The following is a 21,953-nucleotide window of genomic DNA, read 5'->3' as shown; positions in this document are numbered from 1 at the left end:
GAGTCTTTTTTCTAATCTCATGCACCATGATTTTTATAAACCAGCAGATCTCATCAGCCGTTTCGCAATTTCATCAAAATCCTCTTTTGAAATGCCTGGAGCAAACTCTTCCGGTAATTCTCTATAATCTGGCACAGGTGCACCTTGCGGGGTGCCTTCAATGACTGTGAGCGGTTTTCCATCAATCGGGTGGCTCCCTTTCCAAATTTTATTGATATCCTTGTAGTCCGTATCACTAAATGTATACAGCTTTGTATGAACATTCTGGTCTTCAAATTTTCTCGCTGAATCAAAGTATTTATTATCGAGATTTGGGATTGGGAGCATCTTCCCTACATCTACTCCTGTAGCGACTTCTAGTGCCTTTGCATATGCCACAATATGCACGCCGCCCCTGACAAGTAAATAACCGATCATCTCTCTTGCTGTAGGGTGGTCCGTCATTTCATATACACGCATTTTGTGCGTACGTGCTCCGCATTCAAGGAAGAAATTATGAAGGAGGTCAAGAATCAGGTTGCCGCTTGAGAACACATTCTCTCCTGTCCAAGGTTTTGCCATTGAATCAAACGGATAGCCTGTTTGGGCTGTTTGAATAAAATGCTGTGTATTTCGTTTATCGACAGCTGCCTTCATCGGCGTCGTATCTGGATCTCCTCCATGGGTAGTTCCTGTAATCATGAGATTGATGGCTGTGGTCACAAGCTCAACATGACCGAATTCTTCAGCTGTAATACTGGATACGAGGTCATAAAACGGTTTGAGTTTTCGTTTCCCTCTAAAGTTAAAGGATTGAAACATGTAATTATTTAATGTGGACATTTCACCGAATTTTCCGCCGAGTAATTCTTGCACAGCAGCGGCACCATTTGCATCTGGGTGATCTGGTCTTGGCAAATCAATGAGCAGCCGCGTGTCACGTTTGATCATGATGTTTCCCTCCTACTGTCTAACTATCATCACTTAAGATGTATGGAGGGTTTGGGCTGTCCTATGCATGAAGGGAAAGATTGAAGCACAAAAAAAACTTGGCGGGGGTAGCGCCAAGTTTTTTGGATCTTGATCTGATAGAGGGGTTGGGGAACAGAGAGTAGCTTCTCTCTATAACTAAATGATAATGATTATCAGTTTCATTGTCAACCATTTTTTATTTTCTTTTTTCTATCAAAAAAAGCAGCCTACGAGGCTGCTCAGATTGATGACAAAAAGCTGAAATTCCTTTTGTTTACATTTCAGTGTGATAGAAAACCTTTGAAGTCTAGGAAGGACGAGTACCGGAGCGAATTATACATTCGTGAGCACTGCCACGCAGGACTGACAAAGAATGCGAGGATTAGTCTTCACGCCGCGTCTTCAAATTAATCCATCTTGCTCATATAAATAGGCATATGGAAGGTCTATAAACAAATACATATCTCCCTCTAAAGGATAAGAAAACGTACGTATCCTCTCACCTGTTTCTAAATCACTATAAATATCGCTGAAAAATCCTTTTCCGCTAATTCTCATTTGAAGAATATTTGCTAGGAAATAAGGACGCCAGCTCCAGTTTTTTTCTATATACTCCGGCTGAAACAACCATTCTTCTTCTTTTTTGAACACATTTCCAGTGATTTGAAAGCCTTCTTCATTACACATATAAATCCGAAAGCTGCAATCTGTTAGTTCAAGTGCCAGTTTTTGAATGAGCTCATCATTTGTGCTGCACGATTTCTTTAAAGTCGTAACAGCTTGATGAATTCGTTTATAAAATGTTTCAGAATGTTCGTAGACAGCTTGCAGCTTCTTTTTCTCATGGGCAATAAATTGCTGGAATTCTTCTCTAAGCTGATCTTTTCGGTGGCTTCGATCGATTAATTCTCCTGCAGGCTCATGAAGATAGAACCCTTGAAAATATCTCCCGCCATTTCTCCAAGCATACTGTAGCTGGAAATTTGCTTCAATGTCCTCATAAATTAAAGCAGCTCCTATTTTTCTTGCAAGCAATGAAATGCTGTACAAGACATATTCATAGGAAGGAGATGGAGCCGATGCCTTTAATGCCTGTAAATCTATTTTTAATAAATCAGGTGAAAGCAAGGCAATCCGGTCCAGATTACTGCTTTCTTTTCCTATATTTGAGACGGCGATTTTAATCCCATATGTACGATAATACGTTAACGTATGGTAAAGCTGTTCAATGTCGCCGCTAAACGTATGCTCTGCAAACTCAATAACAAACCGGTTAAGCTGAATGCCCCTTGCTTCATATTCCTTTAAGAGTTCTAAAAAGCTTTCCCCGTGATCCAGCATGAGGATATTGGCATCATGATTAATAAAAATGAGCAAATCGTCATCTGCTGTTGTGAAGAGATCAAGTGCTTGAGTCAGTACTTTGTGATCTACTTCCAATTTATATTCGTCAGGAATAGATGAATCCGTAAAGAAGGAGCCTAGGCTGACCGTTTCTGACTCAAGCTTCATTCTTCCTAGAATCTCATAGCCTATCACTTTTTGCTCTTCCGCACTGAATATTGCTTGATAGTGCGGGAAAACATCTTCAATATTCGTTAAAATATCCAATGGATCGACCATTTTCATCACCTGCTTCTCTCTTTGTGTGATTATACCACATCAAAAGCAGGTCTTACATCGTCAATCAAAATGGTGATTGGTTGAGCCATTGTCCCCCATCCATCGTAATACAATCTCCATTTATATACGACGCATGCTCCGATAATAAAAAGCTCGCAAGCGCTGCAATTTCCTCAGGTGTGCCCAGTCTGCCAAGAGGAACGCTATCTAATGTTCTTTGCGCTGCTTCTTCTGATTCCCATAGTTTATCTGCTCCGCCTGTTCTCTCGATTGGGCCTGGTGCGATGGCATTGACGCGAATTCGATATTGCCTCCCCCATTCAACAGCAAGCGTTCGAGTCAGGGACAACACGCCGGCCTTTGCTGCCGCCGAATGCGCCACGCCTACACCAGCACCCCATGCATAGGTAGCCACCATGTTAAGTATACTGCCCCTTTTCTTTTGCCGAATCCAGTAATTGCCCACTGCATGGCTGCAAAAAAATGTACCATTTAACACAATATCAATCACAGCTTTCCAGCCGTTAGGAGACAGCTTTTCTGCTGGCACTAAAAAATTTCCTGCTGCGTTGTTAATGAGGGCATCGACATCACCAAATGTATCCACCGCAAACTTGACCATTTGGTCAGCATCCTCTGGGTTTCGCACATCCATTTGGAAGTAAGCGACTGCTCCGCCCTTCTGCTTCATTTCTTTTGCCGTCTTTTCCAGCGTCTCTTCCGTTCTACCAGTAATCACAACATTCCAGCCTTCAGCTGCCAAATGGGCAGCCATTGCCTTCCCCATACCGCTTGATCCCCCTGTGACAATCACTGTTTGCTTCGTCATTTGTTCTCCCCCTTTGTATGATTTGAATGACTATTCATTCATTATTGTCTATCATATCATGATTGACCCTCGGTGCACCATATGGGAGATTATCCAAATATGATGCTATACTTAATTTTATTTATAAAGGAGTCTTATATGAAGCAGCTTTCCCGCAGACAATTTTTAAAAGGAGCAGCTGGTGCGAGTATTCTCGGTTTTTTGGCTACAAGTTGTGGATATGGATATGCCAGGTACATTGAGCCGCGCATGATCGATACCGTGTCACTGACCATTCAAGATGCTCAGCTTCCAGCTTCATTTGACCAGTTTAAAATAGCCCAATTTAGTGACGTTCATTTGAGTGATACATTTCCTGCGAAGGACCTAGAAGCCATCGTTCAGAAAATCAATGCTGCATCTCCAGATCTCATTGTGTTCACAGGTGATCTCGTTGATTTTCAAGCATCCACCCAAGAGCATGAAAAAGCGAAGACTTATTTGAATAAGCTTCATGCTCCGTTCGGTAAACTAGCCATCTACGGAAATCATGACTACGGACCATTCGGAGTGGAGCTTTATGAGAAAACAATGGAGGCTTGTGGATTTACATTATGTAAAAATGATGTGTTTCTATTAGAAAAAGATCATGCACATATTCAGATTGCTGCACTGGATGATCTTATGATGAGCGTGCCTGATTACGATTTGATCAAACGGGAAGTATCATCTGATTTATTTACGTTGCTGCTCGTCCATGAGCCTGATGCAGCATTAGAGCTGAAAACAACACCTATTAACTTGCAGCTTTCCGGGCATACGCATGGCGGTCAAGTGCAGCTGCCTTTCTATGGACCGATTCTCACAGCACCTTACGGCCGTACATATGTAGAAGGTTTATACGAAAGCGGTCAGCACCGCATCTATGTCAACCGTGGACTTGGGACAACACGTCTCCCGCTTCGGTTTTTAGCCAAGCCGGAGTTAACCTTTTTTACCTTTACATCTCGTGTATAAATAGAAGCCAAACCGCCCTCTCCTGCATATGTATAATCAAAGTACTTTTTCATGACAAATGTTAGGAGAAACCTTACTGAGCCTGATTCCGTCCATATAGTATGTCAAGTGACGGCATCATGGCTTCTTTTATTTAAGTAAAAGGAGTGTACTTTGGTGCTGCGATATACGGTGAAAAGAGGAGAAACTCTTGCTTCTATAGCGCTTGATTTTCGAACAACAACAGATGCCTTAAAGGCTGCAAATCCGTCACTTCAAGCTCGCGAGCCTGAACAAAATGAGGTCATCATCATACCTGGTTTGCCAGATCCTAATACGATCCCTTACCGCATCTTTGTTTCGATTTCAACGAAACGTCTCGTTTTGTTTTCTGGATCACAGCTTATTCGTTCGTATCCGATTGCAACAGGGAAAATTTTAAATATGACACCGACAGGTTCTTATTATATTGTCAACAGACAGCCAAACCCAGGAGGTCCCTTTGGCGCTTATTGGCTGAGCCTCTCAAAAATTCATTACGGCATTCACGGTACGAATAACCCGTCTTCAATTGGTAAAGCTGTTTCTAGAGGATGCATTCGCATGTATAATCAGAATGTCATCGAGCTTGCTTCACTCGTTCCAAACGGAACACCTGTGACCATTAGCCAGTAGATGAAATCAATTGTACGAATGGTTAAAATTTTATATGATATAAAGTGGGATCTTCAGGTTAAGGAGCGTATTTATGGATATTTTTAAAAACAGAAATTTTGTTCGTCTCTTTTTTGCGGCACTTGCTTCGCAAATGGGGACAACAGTAGGCAATATGGCGTTTGCCTTTTATTTGCTCGACCATTTTAGTCATCAGCCCGCATACGCCACATTGGCTGAACTTATGTATTCTCTTCCTACCGTCTTTGTCTTTTTTATGGTCGGTGTGGTCGCAGACCGTTTTGATCGTAAAAAAGTCGCAGAGAATTGTGATTGGATACGAGCTGGGCTGACGATTGTATTATTCATCGTTATTTATTTTAATTCACTGCCACTTATTTTCTTGATCTTGTTTATTCGAAGTGCTATTACGAAGTTCTTCTATCCAGCTGAAGCTTCTCTCGTTCAGGCGATTTTAAATAAAGATCAATATGCAAAAGCCGCTGGCTTAAATCAAATGCTGTTTAGTTTATTTATGGTATTTGGCGTTGGACTCGGTGCCATTATGTATAAGACGATTGGACTTCACGGTGCCATTACAATTGATTTGGTCAGCTTTATTATTTCAGGCATCCTGATTCGTTCATGTAACATTCCAATTGAAGCGCGTCAGCCAAATGGACAAGCTGGCTGGAGAGGCATGACCATCAAAACGTCTCTGAAAGATTTTAAAGAAGGCATCCTATATATTTTAAAAAATAAATTATTGGCTTCTTTAATTTTTGGCTTTTTTGTTTTCGGTCTAGTTAATGGCGCATTTGCCGTTCTGCCGATGTTTACAATGAAATATGGACTTTCACCAGACCATTTTGAACTGCATACATCCTTCTTTACCATTGCGATCGGTGCAGGCTTGCTCGTTGGAAGCTTAATGGGCTCTGTCCTCGCTAAAAAGGTAAAGATGCAATATCTCATGTCGATTCCAATTTTGGTCGCAGGTATTTTGATTTTTGTCCTTGGTTCTACCCATACATTATGGTTGTTTTATGTCACCTCATTTGTCATTGGTACATGCATCGGCCCAGTCAACATTGTCATTGGAGGCTGGCTGCCTAGAATCGTCCATCCTCGACTGATGGGTCGTGTGTCAGGATGGGTTGACCCGCTCACTATGTTTGCTCAATCGATGACATTAGGTCTGATTGCTGTATTATTTCCAAAACTCATCACAAATGTTTCTTATATTTATTACGGAATGGGCTTTATTATTTTACTTGTCTTCCTTTTTTACTTCATTACACTGCCAAAGTTCAGCAGAGAAGCTGACGACTTAGACGTGCAGCGTGAACTAAAGGGGCAGGGAGTTCAATAAGTAAATAACAAAAAGGACTTTCTTTTTCAGGAAAGTCCTTTTTGCATGGATGAAACGTCCTTCATGCATTTCCTCTGTTGAGAGAATCTGCTTGAAGGCTTGCTTTATTGATCCATTTTTTCTTGTTTTTCACAATTAAATTCCTTTACATCTTTAAACGTTTTATAGTAGGATAGTCAGGTTGGAGGTGAAAGAAATGCTAAAAAGTTACTATTTTATTCATACTAAAAATGAACAGGGACAGTTTGTTGTACATACAGAAGATTGTGCATTTTTAGGCGATGCTGCAAGCCGTACGTTGATTGGCCTGCACATGGATGGTAAAGGCGCCATTGATGAAGCCAAACAAATGACGAATGAAACCGACTTTAATGGTTGTTTTTATTGCGCTTATTCTATTCATACAAAATAATTCATCTTGAGAAACTACCCATTTTGATAAATAGGTAGTTATCACGAACCAATAGTTCACTTTATTTATATTTCATTCAGTCAATTATTCTTATCATTTCTTCTATTGTTCATCACCCATACTCATTTTTCGGCTGATACAATGCCAAGAATAAAATCATATAGACAATACAAGCTGTCCCTATCCATTGGAAAAGTCCGAATGGCTCTTTTAACCAGAAAACAGTCGTGACGACTGCTGCAAGGGGCTCAACACTTCCAATTAAGCTCGACTCTTTTGGTGATAAGTATTGCAAACTTTCTATGTAAAACCAAAAAGCGATCATCGTTCCAAATATGACCACAAACAATAAATAGACATACGCTTCAAAAGGTAAATGAGTGAGATTGACCTTCCATGGAGGATGGATCAAGCTAAGGGCGCCTCCTCCTATAAGCATCGCCCAGCCGACAACCACTAGAGAGTCGAATTGTTTTAACAGGCTGATCGGATATAACGTATAAAACGAGAGCGCCACAGCCGATAGTATTCCCCAAATTACTGCCACAAATGGAACGGTTAATGTTGAAATAGAACCATTCGTCAATAAGAAAAACATACCCGCCAAAGCCAATACCACTGTAATCAAATCTCTTCTAGTGAAGGTTGATTGCCTGCGAATGACCAAATACACGATAATCATGACAGGGGCTGTATACTGCAGCAGCGTTGCCACAGCAGCATTTCCATGTTGAATGGATGCCATATAAGTATATTGAACAGCCAGCATACCCATTAGCCCAAATAGAAGGACTTGCATCGCTGTCCTCTTCTTTTGCCACACACCGAACAGATGTGTTTTTTCTTTTGTCATCACATGAACAAATAAAAGCAATCCCCCTGAAATGAGCAGCCGGACCGTCACAAGCCAATTGACATCAATCCCATATTGCTGAAACAATTTTTGTGAAATTGTTCCTCCTACTCCCCAGCAGATAGCGCCTATGAGTACAAGTAAAATTCCCTTTCTCCTATTCATTTTCATTCTCCTCAATTCTCAACAAATCATGATAATATAGTTGATAGTAGTTCACTTTGTTACATATTGATATATCAATTGAACATAAAAATAAAAGAATATTGAGGAGAATTATGCACAACCATCATTTTCTGATTGACTACAACCTGAAAGAATTGACGGAGCATTCTACGACAACATGGCCTATTGCTATTTATCATACAAAAATTCGTCATCATAGAAGCGGCTATATCCCTCTTCACTGGCATGACGAGTTTCAATTTGTCTTTATTTTAGAGGGTGAAGCTGAATTTCATATCAATGAAGAAACATTATGTTTAAAGCAAGGAGATGGCATTTTCATCAATAGTGGCTGCCTGCACATGGCAAAAGATGCGAATGGGACGGCATGTACTTATGTTTGTTTAAATGTCTCTCCCTCTTTCATCACAGCGAATGAATTATTCACCACATTTGTCCATCCATATATGCGTGCGAGCCAGACACCTTATATTTTATTCAACCGAAAAGATCATTGGCCAAAGCAGATCTATCAATGCATTCAAATCATTCAACAATTAATTGATGAAACTCCGGTATATTATGAACTTGAACTCAATATTCAGCTTATCACCATTTGGAAATGCTTATTACAAAACGGCTTCCAAATGAAACATGATGCGCGTAAACACGATAAAAATGAACGGATGAAACTTATGCTGAATTGGATTCACCAGCATTATTATGAAAAGATCCTTCTCGAAGATATTGCTCGTGCAGGACAGTTAAGTCGCTCAGAATGCTGCAGATCTTTCAAAGACATTTTAAAGAAATCACCCATGCATTATGTAAATGAATATAGAATTCAGCAAAGCCTCGTCCTGCTCCAAGAAACGGATTTCAATATTACAGAAATCGCCTACCAAGTAGGCTTTAACAGCACAAGTTATTTTATCAATTTGTTTAAAAGAATAAAAAATACGACACCTTTAGCATATAGAAAATTAAAACAGCTGGATTCTCTCCAGATAAAATGGATAGAAGAAAAATAATGCAGAAGGCGTCTTAAATGGCTTTTGTAAATACAAACGATGAGAATGGCTACATTTCAATCGCCCTCGCCTAATGCAGACAAGGGCGTTTTTTATTGCTGTTTTTGTTCTTTTAGTTTCTTAAAAATCACAAATTGATATACTCCGAATAGTACGGTGAGGATCATAATTGCTGTAAATAATTGATCGGCTGGAAGCAAGAAATATACGACAACAAAAGAGAAAAGCAACACAAGATAACCTATATTGAATGCTTTTTTGAATGTCATGATATTACCTCCTTTCATTAATAATTTATATACATACTATATAATCAACAGAAATAGAATCAGTTGAAGTTTTTTTGGGGGAGATTGGGGGATTCGAACACACAAAATTTTTAACCCTCCATAATCCCTTTATACCAAAGGTTTTCTTTTTACAATATCTCTATTTGCAATTTACTAATAAAAACGTATAATTTATACTAAGCACAGGAAGACGAAAGACAAAGGAGAGAAAAAATGGACGATTATGCTCATACTAAAGACATAGAACCTACAGCAGAAAACATCGCAAAAGCCATTTATACTGTTAACCGCCATGCTAAAACCGCACCAAACCCAAAGTTTCTTTATCTTTTGAAAAAACGCGCGCTGCAAAAACTATTGCAAGAAGGTAAAGGAAGAAAAGTGGGCCTACATTTCTCTAACAATCCCAAGTATAGTCAACAACAGTCCGACGTGCTGATTGAAATTGGAGATTATTATTTTCACCTGCCACCAACGAAAGAAGACTTCGAATTTTTGCCACACTTAGGAAATTTAAATCAATCATATCGCAATCCGAAAGCGAATATGTCATTAAACCGAGCAAAGCAAATACTTCAAACGTATGTCGGTTTAAAAGAAAAACCTGCCGCCACAAAACAAAAATCACATTACACAAAGCCCGTCTTCAAACGACTCGGGGAAAGTTATTTTTAAACAGAAAAAAACCACTCATGCCGAGTGGTTTTTTGTTTAGATAATAAAATGATCGACTTTTTCAATCAGCTGATGAATTTCTGGTTTACTGATTTGATCATCTGCACCGATCGTTTCCCCTTTATGACGCAAATCTTCAGTGATTAATGAAGAGAAGATAAGAATCGGGATGGAATTTGTTAAAGGATTGTCCTTGAGCAATTTTGTTAGCCGGTGGCCATCCATTTTAGGCATTTCAATATCCGTAATAATCATATCAATTTCTTCTGTCACACTGATTCCTTTGCTGACAAGATCCATGACATGATCATATGCCTGTTTGCCATCTTCAAAGGTCACAATGTTTTTATAGCCTGCTTCGGTTAATTCATTTGTTAATAAACGCATGAGAAGCGGAGAATCTTCAACGACATACAGCTTCTTCCCTGTTCTTCTCTCGTCTTTCTCACCGTCAAACATATGATACGTATCAACACCTGAAGCGGATTCAATATCATAAATGATTTTTTCGTAATCTGGAAGGAAAATCATTTTTTCATCAAGCTTAATGATGCCAGTTAAATGACGGTCCATCCCTTGATTCAGTGCAGTCGGCTTCTCAATCTCTTCCCAGCTGACGCGGTGAATTTGTGATACTGTTCCTGTGTGGAACACAAATTTCCGTTGGTTGAATTCAGTCACAATATATTTCTCTTGTTCCGACTGATCTGACTCGACATTAAAAAAGGAAAATAGATTGATGACTGGTAAAATCTCGCCTCGTAAACTAATCATCCCTTCTACATCTTGGTGAGAGTGCGGTACAACCGTCACCTCAACCGGCTGAATGATTTCTCTTACTTTCATGACGTTAATGCCGAATTGATTTGCACCAATTTCAAACTTCACAATTTCCAATTCATTGGTACCAGAGTCAAGTAAAATTTCTTGTTTATTTAAAGCCACGGAAATCCCTCTATTCTTCAATATTAGATTGTACTTTTTATATCGGCAGCATAGGTAAAAAGTTGACGTTTCTTTACGCTTTCTCTCGAACGAATTGATGAATCACAAGTCCTATCGCTGCAAGGATGAGCAAAGACCCTAGTGCAAGGCGGCTTGCGAGATTTCCGTAGTCTGCAAACAGCAGGGTAACTGAGCCATAAATAATGGGCCCAATAATGGAAGACACCTTTCCTGAGAAGGCAAAGAGGCCAAAAAACTGTCCTCGTTTTTCCTTCGGGGTCAGTTCAATAATCAAGATTCGTGATGCCCCCCAGCTTGCGCCAAGTGAAATCCCAAATAAACTGCCAGCTACCCAGAAGACCCATTCGGTTGCCGCTGTCACAGCTAGAATGAGCGCCACAATTAAAATGACATACACGACGGTAATCGAGCGTTTTGCCCCTATCGCTTTTGTGATATAACCAAACAGAAAGGAGCCAATGATACTTGAAATGGTCGACACAAGATAGAGTAAAATAAATTGCCCAGCTGTAAAGCCAATAATGATTTTGGCATAAACAGCCATCATCGCAATTGCTGTTTGTAAGGCATCATTCATAAAAAAGAAGGCGATCATAAAAATAAAAGCTGGCTTGTACCTTTTCATCTCTTTAAACGTGTGAACAATCTCTTTATACCCGCTGAAAAAAGATGCCTTTTTCTCTTGCTGAGGCAGCGGATGAGGATCTTTTACAAAAAAGAGAAAAGGTAGGAAAAAGAGAAGAAATAAAAGGGCTGTTGGGATAAATGCTTCATGAAACTGGTCATTGCCGACAAGTAAATAAACAGAGAGACCCACAAGTGTTCCTAAATAGCCAACGGCGATACCAAATCCAGAAATAAGCGGGATTTCATCCTTTGTCCCAAGATCGGGCAAAATGGTGTCATAGAAAACAAGACTAGAATGATAGAAAAACTTTGCGATCACAAACAAGGTAACCACGACCAATAAAGAAACAGGCAGCCCAAACCATTCACTTGAGAAATCAATCCCAGCAAAAATCCCCATCAACACCGTACAAGCAATACATATGAACGTAAACACCGTAATGTAGCGTTTCTTTTTTCCTGTACGATCAATCAGCACTCCGTATAAAGGTGTAAAAATGACGAGAAAAAAGCTGGCTAATGCGTTTGCATAAGAAATAAAGGTACTTGCGATCTGGTCCATTCTCGCACTGTCCCCGATCGTTTCCTGCAAGTAAAACGGGAAGAAAATGGTGATCATATTTGATGAAAAGATCGTATTTGCAAAATCATACAAAGCCCAGGCCAGCACAGGTGCTGTCAAAAACAGCCCGAAGCCTGCCCCTTTTTTCTGAACAGTCATTTTCCCTCTTTTCAATAGATTGACTCCCTTCTCTGCTTTATTTTCACTATCATTCTACTTTATGTGACGTTTCCCTCTTCCATACAAGCATCTATACAAAAAGCACCCCTTACTATATAGCAGAGGTGCTTCTTTTCATTATTTCTTTACAACAATGGTACTTGCAATCAAATCGTGAAGTGCTTGTTTTTTTTCTGTGAAAAACGCAATGATGTAGCCAATACATAAGATTGGAGACAAAAAGCCTTTTGCAAAAAATCGGCCTGTCGCGCGCCCGAATGTTATTTTTTCACCCGTTACTTTTGTCACTTTAATTCCAAGAGCCATCTTGCCAAGAGTTCCTTGCAGCTTTGATGATTCCATGATCGCATAATACAGCCAAGTCACCGCGATACCGACTAAGATCGTTACGCCATAGAAAAAGATAAGGCCCATAATGACTGCCCATTCTTCATCCGTAATCACCGTTGAAGAATAGTAATAGCTATCATCATACATTAAAAATGCCGCCTCAGGGCTTGAGACAAAAAAGAGTGTTGCCAGAATAAATACAATGAATGAAAATGGTACACTAATAATGATACCGTCCAAAAGATGTGCAAGAAAACGATAGCCTACGCCTGCTAGCTCAGGATGCTTCTTTTCTTGAATGTGTGATTCTGTTATGTTGGTTTCCATCCTATTTCTCCTTTATTATGTATGTTTTCTATAAATTTCTTATAATCATTCGTTATTATATCCTATGAATATAGCAAGATCAATGCAGCTTTACACTTTTACATACATTTTAGATCAGTTTGATCTAAATGATTTATGTGAATAAATACTGAAAATTTGTCAAAATCATGGCACTTCTAGTTCTTTTACCTCCTGATTTTTTAACATTTTGTGATATTTTCGTCTTGTTTCCATTCTTCTGTTGACAATGATTCTTCAAATGGTACAATAGTCAAGGATTTTTTAAAGAAAGGTGTTCATGATGGGAACTGTCGTATTATTAAAGAACAACGAAATGACTGTAATTGAAGATATTTGCGAAGCTGATTATTTAGATATGAAGCATGGTTTGTCAAACGATGACACAGCTTATATCTCTTGGTACGAAGACTACGATACTGCTTATGGATATTGATTTCATTTCATAGATGAAGCGTAAAAAAAGGCGATACAACCTGAGAATAGGTTGATCGCCTTTTTTACGTTTGTGAGCTTCTTTCACTTTCAGGTTCCACATGAATAAAGATTTGCGCATGCGGAAATTCGAGCTGAATCTTCTCTTCAATTCGATCACATAATTGGTGAACATCTTCAATGGTTGTCTTTCCATTTACAATCAAATGGAAATCAATATATTCCTCTGCACCAGACCGCCTTGTTCGAAAGTCATGATATTCAATAAATTCTTGACTGAATCCTTGAATGATCGATTCAATTGATTGTTCTTCCTCTGGTGTTAAACGAGCATCAACAAGCGGCGGGAAGGCTTCCTTCATGAGTTTAAACGCTTCACGCATAATAAAGAGGGCAAGAATCATTCCAATGATCGGATCTAGGAAATACCAGTCGGTTAATGCTACAAGCAATAAACTGAATGCCACCCCTAGTGACGTATACACATCCGTTAAAAGGTGCAATGCATTTGATTTCATGGCGACTGAATGTACTCGCTCAGCCTCTTTGTTCACAATTCTCGATACAACAAAATTGATGAGCGCGCCTAGCAACATGACCACAATGCCAAGCACGGGCAGCTTAACTGGCTCTGGATGCATTAATTTGTGAACACATTCGTATATAATCCAAATGCCAGCAACGAAAATCAGCAGGGTCTCAATCGTTCCAGAAATATTTTCGACTTTTCCATGTCCATAAGGATGTTTAGAATCTGCTGGCTTTCTTGAAATACGAACAGAAATAAATGCAATAAACGACGCCATTAAATCGAGAAACGAATGAATAGCTTCTGATAAAACCGCAACAGATCCGGTTAAGAGACCTACAATGATTTTTAAGATCACAACAAATGTGTTGCTCAGCACGGATAGAAACGCGATTTTCGATGTCTTCGCTGATTGTTCCATCTATCGTCCTCCTTTAGGAGATCGTATGTCTATGAAAGCCATTCCCATGACCATGATTCTCACGTTCTTTCAGTTTACGCAGTTTTGCCGTTTTCTAATCATTCTCATCACAGCCTGTATTTTCTCTTGAGGTTACGCTATAATAAATGTTGCTCTTTCTTCAATATATCACTCATGCGGTGATGGATAGGAGAATAGACTACATATAACGCTATCCAGTGCCTTTCGCAGGTGACATTTATGCAGTGAATGGTAAAATAGGATAAAAACATAAATTTTTAAGGTGATGAGAAATGGAGCATTTGCTGAATCCAAGAGTAAAGGATATTGAAATTTCAGGCATTCGAACATTTTCAAATCTCGTATCGTCATATGAGGATGTCGTTTCATTGACGATAGGCCAGCCCGATTTTTATACGCCGCATCATGTCAAAACAGCTGCCAAAGCAGCCATTGACGAGAATTTCACCTCATACACTCACAATGCTGGTTTCTTAGAGCTAAGACAAGCGATCCAGCATTATATCAAGAAGAAAGTGAATCTTGATTATGATGCAGAGTCAGAAATCATTGTGACAACAGGTGCAAGTCAAGCAATTGATGCTGCGTTTCGAACCATTTTAACAGAAGGAGACGAGGTCATTTTACCTGGACCTGTATACCCCGGATATGAACCGATCATTCGAATGTGCGGTGCAGTACCTGTACATATTGACACAACGAATGCCGGCTTTAAATTGAATGCCAAGCTGATTGAGGATGCGTTAACGGAAAAGACAAAGTGTGTGGTTCTTCCTTACCCTTCAAACCCGACTGGTGTCACGCTTTCAGAAGAAGAATTGAAAGAAATTGCCCAGCTCCTTGAAGGAAAAGACATCTTTATTTTATCCGATGAAATTTACAGTGAGCTGACATTTGACCGGCCGCATCATTCAATTGCCTCTTTCTTAAAAGAACAGACCATTGTCATCAATGGACTGTCTAAATCTCATAGCATGACTGGATGGAGAATTGGCTTTTTATTTGCTTCAGCTCCAATTGCTAAACATGTATTAAAAGTACATCAATATAACGTGTCTTGTGCCTCGGCTGTCTCACAAAAGGCGGCACTTGAAGCTGTGACAAATGGTGTGGATGATGCACTGATCATGAGAGAGCAATATAAGAAAAGACTCGATTATGTATATGATCGGCTCATTTCTATGGGGCTTCCGGTGATTAAACCTTCTGGCGCTTTTTATATTTTTCCATCCATTGAATCGTTTGGGATGAGTTCCTTTGATTTTTGCATGGAGCTGTTAGAAAGTACAAGACTTGCGGTCGTCCCAGGCTCTGCTTTCTCTCCACTCGGCGAAGGGTATGTGCGCCTGTCTTATGCTTATTCACTTGAAACGCTGAAAGAAGGACTTGACCGGCTAGAACAATTTGTACTTGAAAAACGTTCCATTCATTCGCTAGATTGAAACAACGGCTCTCTTGCCGTTGTTTTTATTTTGCAGGAAACATGATGTGAAATACGGTGCCCTTTTCAGGCTGACTATCCACACGGATCGTCCCATTATGATTTTCTAAAATATTAAATGTGACCATAAGGCCAAGTCCAGTTCCTTTTTCCTTTGTGGTTAAAAAGGGCTCTCCAATCCGCTTCATCACCGCTTCAGGAATGCCGACCCCTTCATCACGAATGGTGACAAGTATTCCATCACTTTCTGCTTTAGCTGTGATGTCTACCTTTCCTCCGTCCGGCATGGATTCTACGGCATTTTTGATTAAATTGATAAACACTTGCTTGAGCTGATTTTGATCCCCGTTCATCAGGAGACCTTCCTCTATCTCACTTGTGTTCATTAAAATGCCATTTAAGTTCGCTTGTGTTTCTAACAAAGCCGTAACTTCGCTGATGATTTTTTTCAAATCAAGCGTCTGCATTGAGGACGTTTGCTGCGGTTTCGCCAGCATTAGCAACTCACTCAAAATAATTTCTATTCGGCTCAGCTCAGAGAAAACAATCTCGAAGTATTGATCGCGATCTTTTGTTTTCGGTTTAATGAGCTGTAAAAAGCCTTTGATGGCGGTTAATGGGTTTCTGATTTCATGTGCAATGCCAGCCGCCAATTGACCTGCGATCGATAATTTTTCTGAGCGGAGCATGAGCTCTTCTGTCTGCTTACGTTCGGATATATCTCTTAAAATAATTTGAACCGCTGTTTCTCCAAAGAATGTAGTTGGGATACAGACCATTTCTGTATAAATCAGCTTATGCTTAAATGTATGACAGCTCATCGTGACAATCTCGGAATCTGATGCTCTTTCAATAATACGAGATAAGCTGTTTTTGACCTTCTGCTGATCACAGGAATGAATTTGATGAAAGATATCCTTTCCTATTAATTTATCGTAATGCTCGGCTTCAAATAATTTAATACCTGATTCATTCATAAACACCCATTTGTGATCATGGATGACCGCAATCGTGTCAATGGAGTTTTGAATGAGCAGCTGATACCTTTCCCGGCTTTTTTGAAGAACAGTTTGGAATTTTTTACGGGATGAGATGTCCACGAGCAGCAAAAGCTCTGCCCGCTGATTTTGATAAATCGTCGGTGATGACTTTACCTCAATATGAATACTGCTCCCATCTTGACGCTTCCATATCTGTTCAATCATTCCGACTGGAAGGCCTTGCTGCAGCCTTGTTATGCGGCTTCTGACAATATCATGGTACTCTTCAGCAATAAAATCAAACGCGGACTTGCCGATCATGTCATCTCTTGCACTTACCCCCATTAATTGCAGCATCGCATCATTCGCATACACAATTTTCCCTAAAGTCGTAATACATAACGGATTTGGCAGCATGGCAATCAATTGTTCAGCTTCACTAACATTTTGGAAAGCCGGCAGACTGCCTAGCGACTGTTCTGCTACTTTTGATGCTTCTTGAAATGCTGCTTTTTGGGGCTTAGTATCCAGCACCCTCATTTTCAGGATCATTTCTCTACTTACTTCGTTGTCTAACCCATCACAAGCAACAAAATCAATGCTTGCTTCGACCCATACAGCTGTCAGATCACTTCTTAGCAGTCTAAAGTGGCAAACCTCTAGCATGTGCTGATTGTAAAAATAACTTTCGACGAGAAATTGATCTTCGGTATGAACAAAGTCTTTCAAAAAACACCCTAGTAAATCCTTTTGTTCATAGAGCAAAAGCTGCTTACAGTTGGAAGAAATGTAGAGAAAGCGGCCATTAGAAGAAAGAACGGCATGTAAATCGATGTTCGAATACAATTGATTCGAATCTTTCATTTGTTGTTCCATCGTCGTCCGACCCTCCTTTTCATTTTTTAGGGTTGTCCTTAGATTGATGTATAAAAAAGATTCGCTAGAAAACCCGTATTTTCCTTCTGTCATCGAGGGAAACGTCCATATTTTCAGCAAAAAGGGAGCACTTTCTGCTGCTGTGCTCCCTGCGGTTTATTGTTTTTCATATTTCTTTTGTAATTCTACGTACTTATCCACAATTTTACTTGGGATATTTTTAATGACAGGATCTTTATCTGAGACATAAGGTGTCACGACACTAAACGCTACCTCTGGATTAGAAGAAGGATAATATCCTCCAAAGGTTAAATTGTACGTGGCATTTCCCCACCAGCTGCGGTTGGCGCCATAGTAGAAGGTTTGCGCTGTACCCGTTTTTCCCGCGACATCATGCTGACCAAATCGGCCAGCGGCAGTTCCGCCTGTTGATGTGACCATTTTCAGTCCCGTTTTTACGCGGTCAATATCTGCTTTCGAGTTGTTAATCGTATTCAGCACCTTCGGCTCATATTTTTTTACGACTGGGCCTACTTCATCCTTCTTCGTTGGAAGATGAACACTTTTCACTACTCTTGGCTGAATACGGCTGCCTCCGTTGGCGATCGTCGACATGTATTGCGCCACTTGGAGCGGTGTATACGTGTCATACTGACCAATTGCTTCATCAAGCAAGAGTCCGCCGACCGTCTTTGGATGCGTCTGCATCCCGCTTGATTCCTGCGGCAGATCGATCCCTGTTTTTACGCCAAGACCGAATTGCGCATAGTAGTTTCTCATTTTTTGTAAGTGCTCAGGCCTTGCAGGTAACGGACCATCCTTTTGATAGGTGATGCCCGCCATTCTCATCGCTACTTGGAACATGTAGACGTTGGAACTTTTTTGGAGTGCCTGAATGTCGTTAACCCATCCAAGAACTTTGTAAGACTGTTTCGGCTTTCCATTACTTCCTGCAAAAAAGAGCGGTGTATCCATATAGGCTTGGTTGTGTGACATCCCGTCCTGATAACCGCCAAGTACTGTGGCTCCTTTGACAACAGAGCCCATTTCATACTGAGTCGTAAATGTTCCGATCGCATAATCTGTGACGTCTCTGCCGTCCATTTTCTTGCCCGACATGGCGAGAACATCCCCTGTGTGAGGATCCATCATGACGACAAAGGCACGATCCATCATATAGTTTCTCGCACTGGCCGATCTAAGCTCTGATTCGACGATTTTGTCGACTTCCTTTTGCAGCTCCATATCAAATGTCAGCGCAAGATCAAGTCCTCTTCGTCCTTCTGTCCGCTTGATTTCATCAAGCAGCTTCCCGCCAACCTGTGTATATTGAACGGTTGCTTTCTCTGGGTTCAGAAAATCCTCATATTGATATTCTAAATAGCTCTTCCCTACACGGTCATTTCGCGAATAGCCTCTTGCCATATAGTAATCTTCGCGCTCTTTAATGATTCCTTGCTCTGGTGTGGTCACACCGCCAAGTACATTATAAAGGGTCTTTTCATACGGATATTTTCTTGTCCAGTCATTGATGACGTTCACACCTGGCAGTTCATCAAGATGCTCTGAGACAAGTGAAATCTCTTCATATGTCAAACTCACGGATGAAGTCTGTTTTGATTCTTTTGTTTCATCGAGTAAAGCAACTTTTTCGTCCCCTTTTTTCTCTTCGTTTGGGTCCATTGCCTTCACGATTTGAGGTTCAAAGGCATATCCGCCTGTAAATCTACGGTAGATCGCTGCAACAGCTTTTTCCTCCGCATCCTTTTCGATCGCTTTGACTTCTTTCTTTGGGACACGCTCTACTTGAAGCGGATAGACATCCTTTGCATCGATATCCTTTTTCTCCGCTTTTGAAATGAGATTATCCGCTTCTTTCGGATGGCTCGCCAGCCAAAAATCCCGAATGTCACGCTCTCTCAAAAAATCAGTATCCATTTTTATATAAGTCGCAAGCTTTCTTGCTACCTTAATTTTATCCTTCGCTTTCACACCGCTTTCTGATGTATAAACGATGGCAGGTACACTTTCGTTATCAACGACGACTCTTCCTCTCGCGTCATACATTTTTCCTCTTGGAGACGGGTATGATGCCGTTTTGACCTCTGTTCGGTTGGCTTGCTTTTTATAATCTTCACCATTGACGATTTGCAGCACACCAAGCTTGATCACAAGTCCAGCAAATAAACTAAATACAGCGAAGAAAAAGAGATTAATCCTCCAGGCGTTCCGGCGCTTCATTTTTTTCTGCTCGGCAGCACCTTGATGCTGTTTCTCTCCCACTTATGTAGCTCCTCTCATCCTTTTCAATCTTTTACAATTACCACTCATTATTGTAACACTTTTGTAATAGTTGTTACAGCGAAACGAGTGAAAAAAAGCTGTCAATCCCTAATCTGCAAAAAAATATACTAACACTTTAAAATATTGGTATGTTTATGTCGTTTTCTTTAAATGGAAGAATTCCCTATCCTTTGATATGAAGCGGCTCTTACTATGACTTTAACAAAAATGACAAACTGGCATTGTCAATGGAGGATGCTGGTACGTTTATAACAAAAAGTCCATGGTATGATTTTTTGTGAGAAAACAAAACAAAGATTTTAGGAGGAGTTACAATATGAAGAAGAAATCATTCTTTTTTTCAGCGCTGACAGCTGCTGCACTCATCACATTCACTGGGGGACATTCGGCTGATGCGAAGGAGCTTAACCTGAAACAAGTGATAAACGTACAGCATCAAGCCATTGATCTTCATACATTAGCAGCAAAATTACATATCTCTTCAGATGTAAACAAGCTAAGCAAGTCAAATCAAAAAGAGATCGAAGCTCTATTAAACAAGCTGATCAAAAGCGGTCAACCTGTTACTGGAACAAAAGTAGTGAAAGAAGTAAACAAAGCAAAACAAGAACAAAAACAAGAATCAGTGAAAAAACCAACTGCTTCTAAACCAAGCACTCCAGCAAAAGAAAACACAAACAGCAATAGCAACACAAAAGCTGACCAAAAAGACACAAATGCATCAAAAGCAGACAGCAGCTTAAATGCATTTGAAAAAGAAGTGGTTGAGCTTACAAATAAAGAGCGTGCAAAACAGGGCTTAAAGGCACTTTCTGTGGATTCTAAATTAAGCAAATCTGCTCGCGCAAAATCTCAAGATATGAAAGATAAAAACTATTTCTCTCATACAAGCCCAACTTATGGATCTCCATTTGATCAAATGAAGCAATTCGGTATCACTTACAAATCAGCAGGTGAAAACATTGCCCAAGGTCAAAGATCTCCTCAAGAAGTTGTGACAGCATGGATGAACAGTGAAGGCCACAGAGCGAACATTTTAAACAAAAGCTATACACATATCGGTGTTGGTTATGTGAAATCTGGAAACTACTGGACGCAGCAATTCATCGGAAAATAATATCAAAAAAACCTGTCCCTATTTGGGACAGGTTTTTAATTTGTCTACTTTTTCAGCAATGCGAGGGCTTGTTTACACGCTGCAAACTGTTCCACATAGGCGGGCAGTTTTTTATTTGACCCATAATTTATAGATGCTCTGTGTCCCGCTGTTTTCTTCGCCCTGTTCACTCAGCTTTTCATAAAGTGACTTCGCAAGTGAGAGCCCTGGCATTTCTTCTCCCATCAGCTCTGCTTCTTCAAGTGCAATGCCCATATCCTTGATAAAATGCTTTACATAAAACCCTGGCTCGAAATCGCCTTTCAGCATTCTTGGTGCAAGGTTTGACAATGACCAGCTGCCGGCTGCACCTGTTGTGATGCTTTTGAGCACCTGCTCTGGATCAAGCCCTGATTTTTCGGCATAGGCCATTGCCTCTGCGACACCGACCATCCCCGCTGCGATGGCAATTTGGTTACACATTTTTGTATGCTGACCGCTTCCTGCCGGTCCTTGATATTGAATATTTTTACCCATTTGCTCAAATACCGGCAGGCAGGCTTCATAGGCAGACCTTTCTCCGCCGATCATAATGGCCAGCGTGCCATTTTGAGCTCCTATGTCTCCCCCTGATACAGGTGCATCTAATGCAAATACACCTCTTTCCTTCGCTTTCAACTCAATTTCTTTTGCAAGCTGAGGCTTCGAGGTCGTCATATCAATGAGATATGTTCCAGGTGCGGCATGTGCCACAAGCCCATCTTCACCTAAATAGATCTCTTCTACATCAGATGGATATCCCACCATTGTGATGACAGCATCTGCATTTTCTGCAATGTCCTTTACTGCCGGCTTCCATGACGCCCCTTTTTGAATCAATGCGTCTGCTTTTGCTTTCGTTCTTGTATAAACGAGAACTTCATAGCCTGCATCCATTAAATGTCCTGCCATACTGCGCCCCATTACACCGATTCCTATAAAACCAACCGTTTTGATTTGTGCCATCACTT

At 40.4% G+C, this 21,953-nt stretch carries 21 protein-coding genes; 9 read left to right on the top strand and 12 right to left on the bottom strand.

The features are described 5' to 3' along the window. Positions 1-33: 33 nt before the first annotated feature. The 3 genes from NSQ72_RS06710 to fadH all read right to left on the bottom strand — a co-directional run bounded on the left by NSQ72_RS06710 (position 34) and on the right by fadH (position 3,403). Positions 34-930: a manganese catalase family protein gene (locus tag NSQ72_RS06710; protein ID WP_024424718.1), complete on the bottom strand. Its 897-nt coding sequence runs from the start codon at positions 928-930 to the stop codon at positions 34-36. Positions 931-1,353: 423 nt separating this feature from the next. Continuing rightward, positions 1,354-2,574 carry an EAL domain-containing protein gene (locus tag NSQ72_RS06705; RefSeq protein WP_024426863.1) on the bottom strand — a complete coding sequence of 407 codons (1,221 nt, stop codon included), beginning with the start codon at positions 2,572-2,574 and terminating at the stop codon, positions 1,354-1,356. Positions 2,575-2,638: 64 nt separating this feature from the next. Beyond that, positions 2,639-3,403 (bottom strand): 2,4-dienoyl-CoA reductase, encoded by a 765-nt coding sequence (gene fadH / locus NSQ72_RS06700; RefSeq protein WP_039178144.1) that lies wholly within the window; start codon positions 3,401-3,403, stop codon positions 2,639-2,641. Positions 3,404-3,541: 138 nt separating this feature from the next. On the opposite strand from fadH, the gene NSQ72_RS06695 reads away from it, so the two are divergent. From NSQ72_RS06695 to NSQ72_RS06680, 4 genes are all read left to right on the top strand, one after another. After that, the gene (locus NSQ72_RS06695; protein ID WP_039178141.1) at positions 3,542-4,399 is read left to right on the top strand and encodes a metallophosphoesterase; all 858 of its coding nucleotides are present in this window, start codon (positions 3,542-3,544) and stop codon (positions 4,397-4,399) included. A gap of 156 nt (positions 4,400-4,555) precedes the next feature. Then, on the top strand, positions 4,556-5,053 hold the full coding sequence (locus tag NSQ72_RS06690) for a L,D-transpeptidase family protein (protein WP_039178139.1): 498 nt from the start codon (positions 4,556-4,558) through the stop codon (positions 5,051-5,053). Positions 5,054-5,126: 73 nt separating this feature from the next. Then, positions 5,127-6,404, top strand: a complete 1,278-nt coding sequence (locus NSQ72_RS06685; RefSeq protein ID WP_039178137.1) for an MFS transporter — start codon at positions 5,127-5,129, stop codon at positions 6,402-6,404. A 196-nt stretch (positions 6,405-6,600) separates the two neighbouring features. Next, the gene (locus NSQ72_RS06680) at positions 6,601-6,816 is read left to right on the top strand and encodes a hypothetical protein (RefSeq protein ID WP_047203675.1); all 216 of its coding nucleotides are present in this window, start codon (positions 6,601-6,603) and stop codon (positions 6,814-6,816) included. 112 nt (positions 6,817-6,928) lie between these two features. Here NSQ72_RS06680 and NSQ72_RS06675 read toward each other — a convergent pair whose 3' ends face one another. Beyond that, entirely contained in the window at positions 6,929-7,834 is a 906-nt protein-coding gene (locus NSQ72_RS06675; protein ID WP_341083643.1) for a DMT family transporter, read from the bottom strand. A gap of 113 nt (positions 7,835-7,947) precedes the next feature. Between NSQ72_RS06675 and NSQ72_RS06670 the strand changes: the two genes are divergently transcribed. Continuing rightward, positions 7,948-8,865, top strand: coding sequence for an AraC family transcriptional regulator (locus NSQ72_RS06670; protein WP_338594760.1), 918 nt, complete (start codon positions 7,948-7,950; stop codon positions 8,863-8,865). Positions 8,866-8,957: 92 nt separating this feature from the next. On the opposite strand, the gene NSQ72_RS06665 is transcribed toward NSQ72_RS06670, so the two are convergent. Then, complete coding sequence (locus NSQ72_RS06665; RefSeq protein ID WP_341083641.1) at positions 8,958-9,134, bottom strand: hypothetical protein; 177 nt, start codon at positions 9,132-9,134, stop codon at positions 8,958-8,960. Between the two features lie 234 nt (positions 9,135-9,368). On the opposite strand from NSQ72_RS06665, the gene NSQ72_RS06660 reads away from it, so the two are divergent. After that, positions 9,369-9,830 (top strand): YkyB family protein, encoded by a 462-nt coding sequence (locus NSQ72_RS06660; RefSeq protein WP_008356877.1) that lies wholly within the window; start codon positions 9,369-9,371, stop codon positions 9,828-9,830. Between the two features lie 36 nt (positions 9,831-9,866). Here the strand turns inward: NSQ72_RS06660 and NSQ72_RS06655 are convergent, their stop codons facing one another. The 3 genes from NSQ72_RS06655 to NSQ72_RS06645 form a co-directional block, all read right to left on the bottom strand. Further along, entirely contained in the window at positions 9,867-10,775 is a 909-nt protein-coding gene (locus NSQ72_RS06655) for a chemotaxis protein (protein WP_024424709.1), read from the bottom strand. A gap of 73 nt (positions 10,776-10,848) precedes the next feature. Further along, entirely contained in the window at positions 10,849-12,159 is a 1,311-nt protein-coding gene (locus tag NSQ72_RS06650) for an MFS transporter (protein WP_341083639.1), read from the bottom strand. 123 nt (positions 12,160-12,282) lie between these two features. After that, a complete protein-coding gene (locus tag NSQ72_RS06645) occupies positions 12,283-12,822 on the bottom strand; it encodes an RDD family protein (RefSeq protein WP_341083638.1) in 540 nt (179 codons plus the stop codon). 301 nt (positions 12,823-13,123) lie between these two features. On the opposite strand from NSQ72_RS06645, the gene NSQ72_RS06640 reads away from it, so the two are divergent. After that, positions 13,124-13,276 (top strand): hypothetical protein, encoded by a 153-nt coding sequence (locus tag NSQ72_RS06640; protein ID WP_180272403.1) that lies wholly within the window; start codon positions 13,124-13,126, stop codon positions 13,274-13,276. A 64-nt stretch (positions 13,277-13,340) separates the two neighbouring features. Here NSQ72_RS06640 and NSQ72_RS06635 read toward each other — a convergent pair whose 3' ends face one another. Then, on the bottom strand, positions 13,341-14,225 hold the full coding sequence (locus NSQ72_RS06635) for a cation diffusion facilitator family transporter (protein WP_341083637.1): 885 nt from the start codon (positions 14,223-14,225) through the stop codon (positions 13,341-13,343). 293 nt (positions 14,226-14,518) lie between these two features. Between NSQ72_RS06635 and NSQ72_RS06630 the strand changes: the two genes are divergently transcribed. Continuing rightward, entirely contained in the window at positions 14,519-15,688 is a 1,170-nt protein-coding gene (locus NSQ72_RS06630) for an aminotransferase A (RefSeq protein WP_064498382.1), read from the top strand. A gap of 25 nt (positions 15,689-15,713) precedes the next feature. Here NSQ72_RS06630 and NSQ72_RS06625 read toward each other — a convergent pair whose 3' ends face one another. Then, the gene (locus tag NSQ72_RS06625) at positions 15,714-17,543 is read right to left on the bottom strand and encodes a PAS domain-containing protein (RefSeq protein WP_341083636.1); all 1,830 of its coding nucleotides are present in this window, start codon (positions 17,541-17,543) and stop codon (positions 15,714-15,716) included. Positions 17,544-17,699: 156 nt separating this feature from the next. After that, on the bottom strand, positions 17,700-19,826 hold the full coding sequence (locus NSQ72_RS06620; RefSeq protein ID WP_144490626.1) for a peptidoglycan D,D-transpeptidase FtsI family protein: 2,127 nt from the start codon (positions 19,824-19,826) through the stop codon (positions 17,700-17,702). Positions 19,827-20,163: 337 nt separating this feature from the next. On the opposite strand from NSQ72_RS06620, the gene NSQ72_RS06615 reads away from it, so the two are divergent. Next, on the top strand, positions 20,164-20,964 hold the full coding sequence (locus tag NSQ72_RS06615) for a CAP domain-containing protein (RefSeq protein ID WP_039178119.1): 801 nt from the start codon (positions 20,164-20,166) through the stop codon (positions 20,962-20,964). A gap of 111 nt (positions 20,965-21,075) precedes the next feature. Here the strand turns inward: NSQ72_RS06615 and NSQ72_RS06610 are convergent, their stop codons facing one another. Further along, complete coding sequence (locus NSQ72_RS06610) at positions 21,076-21,948, bottom strand: NAD(P)-binding domain-containing protein (RefSeq protein ID WP_064498379.1); 873 nt, start codon at positions 21,946-21,948, stop codon at positions 21,076-21,078. Between the last annotated feature and the right edge of the window lie 5 nt (positions 21,949-21,953).

Origin of the sequence: Bacillus sp. FSL R5-0659, assembly GCF_038008785.1 — a bacterium.
Lineage (GTDB): Bacteria > Bacillota > Bacilli > Bacillales > Bacillaceae > Bacillus > Bacillus safensis.
This window is presented reverse-complemented; position numbering and strand designations above follow the sequence as displayed.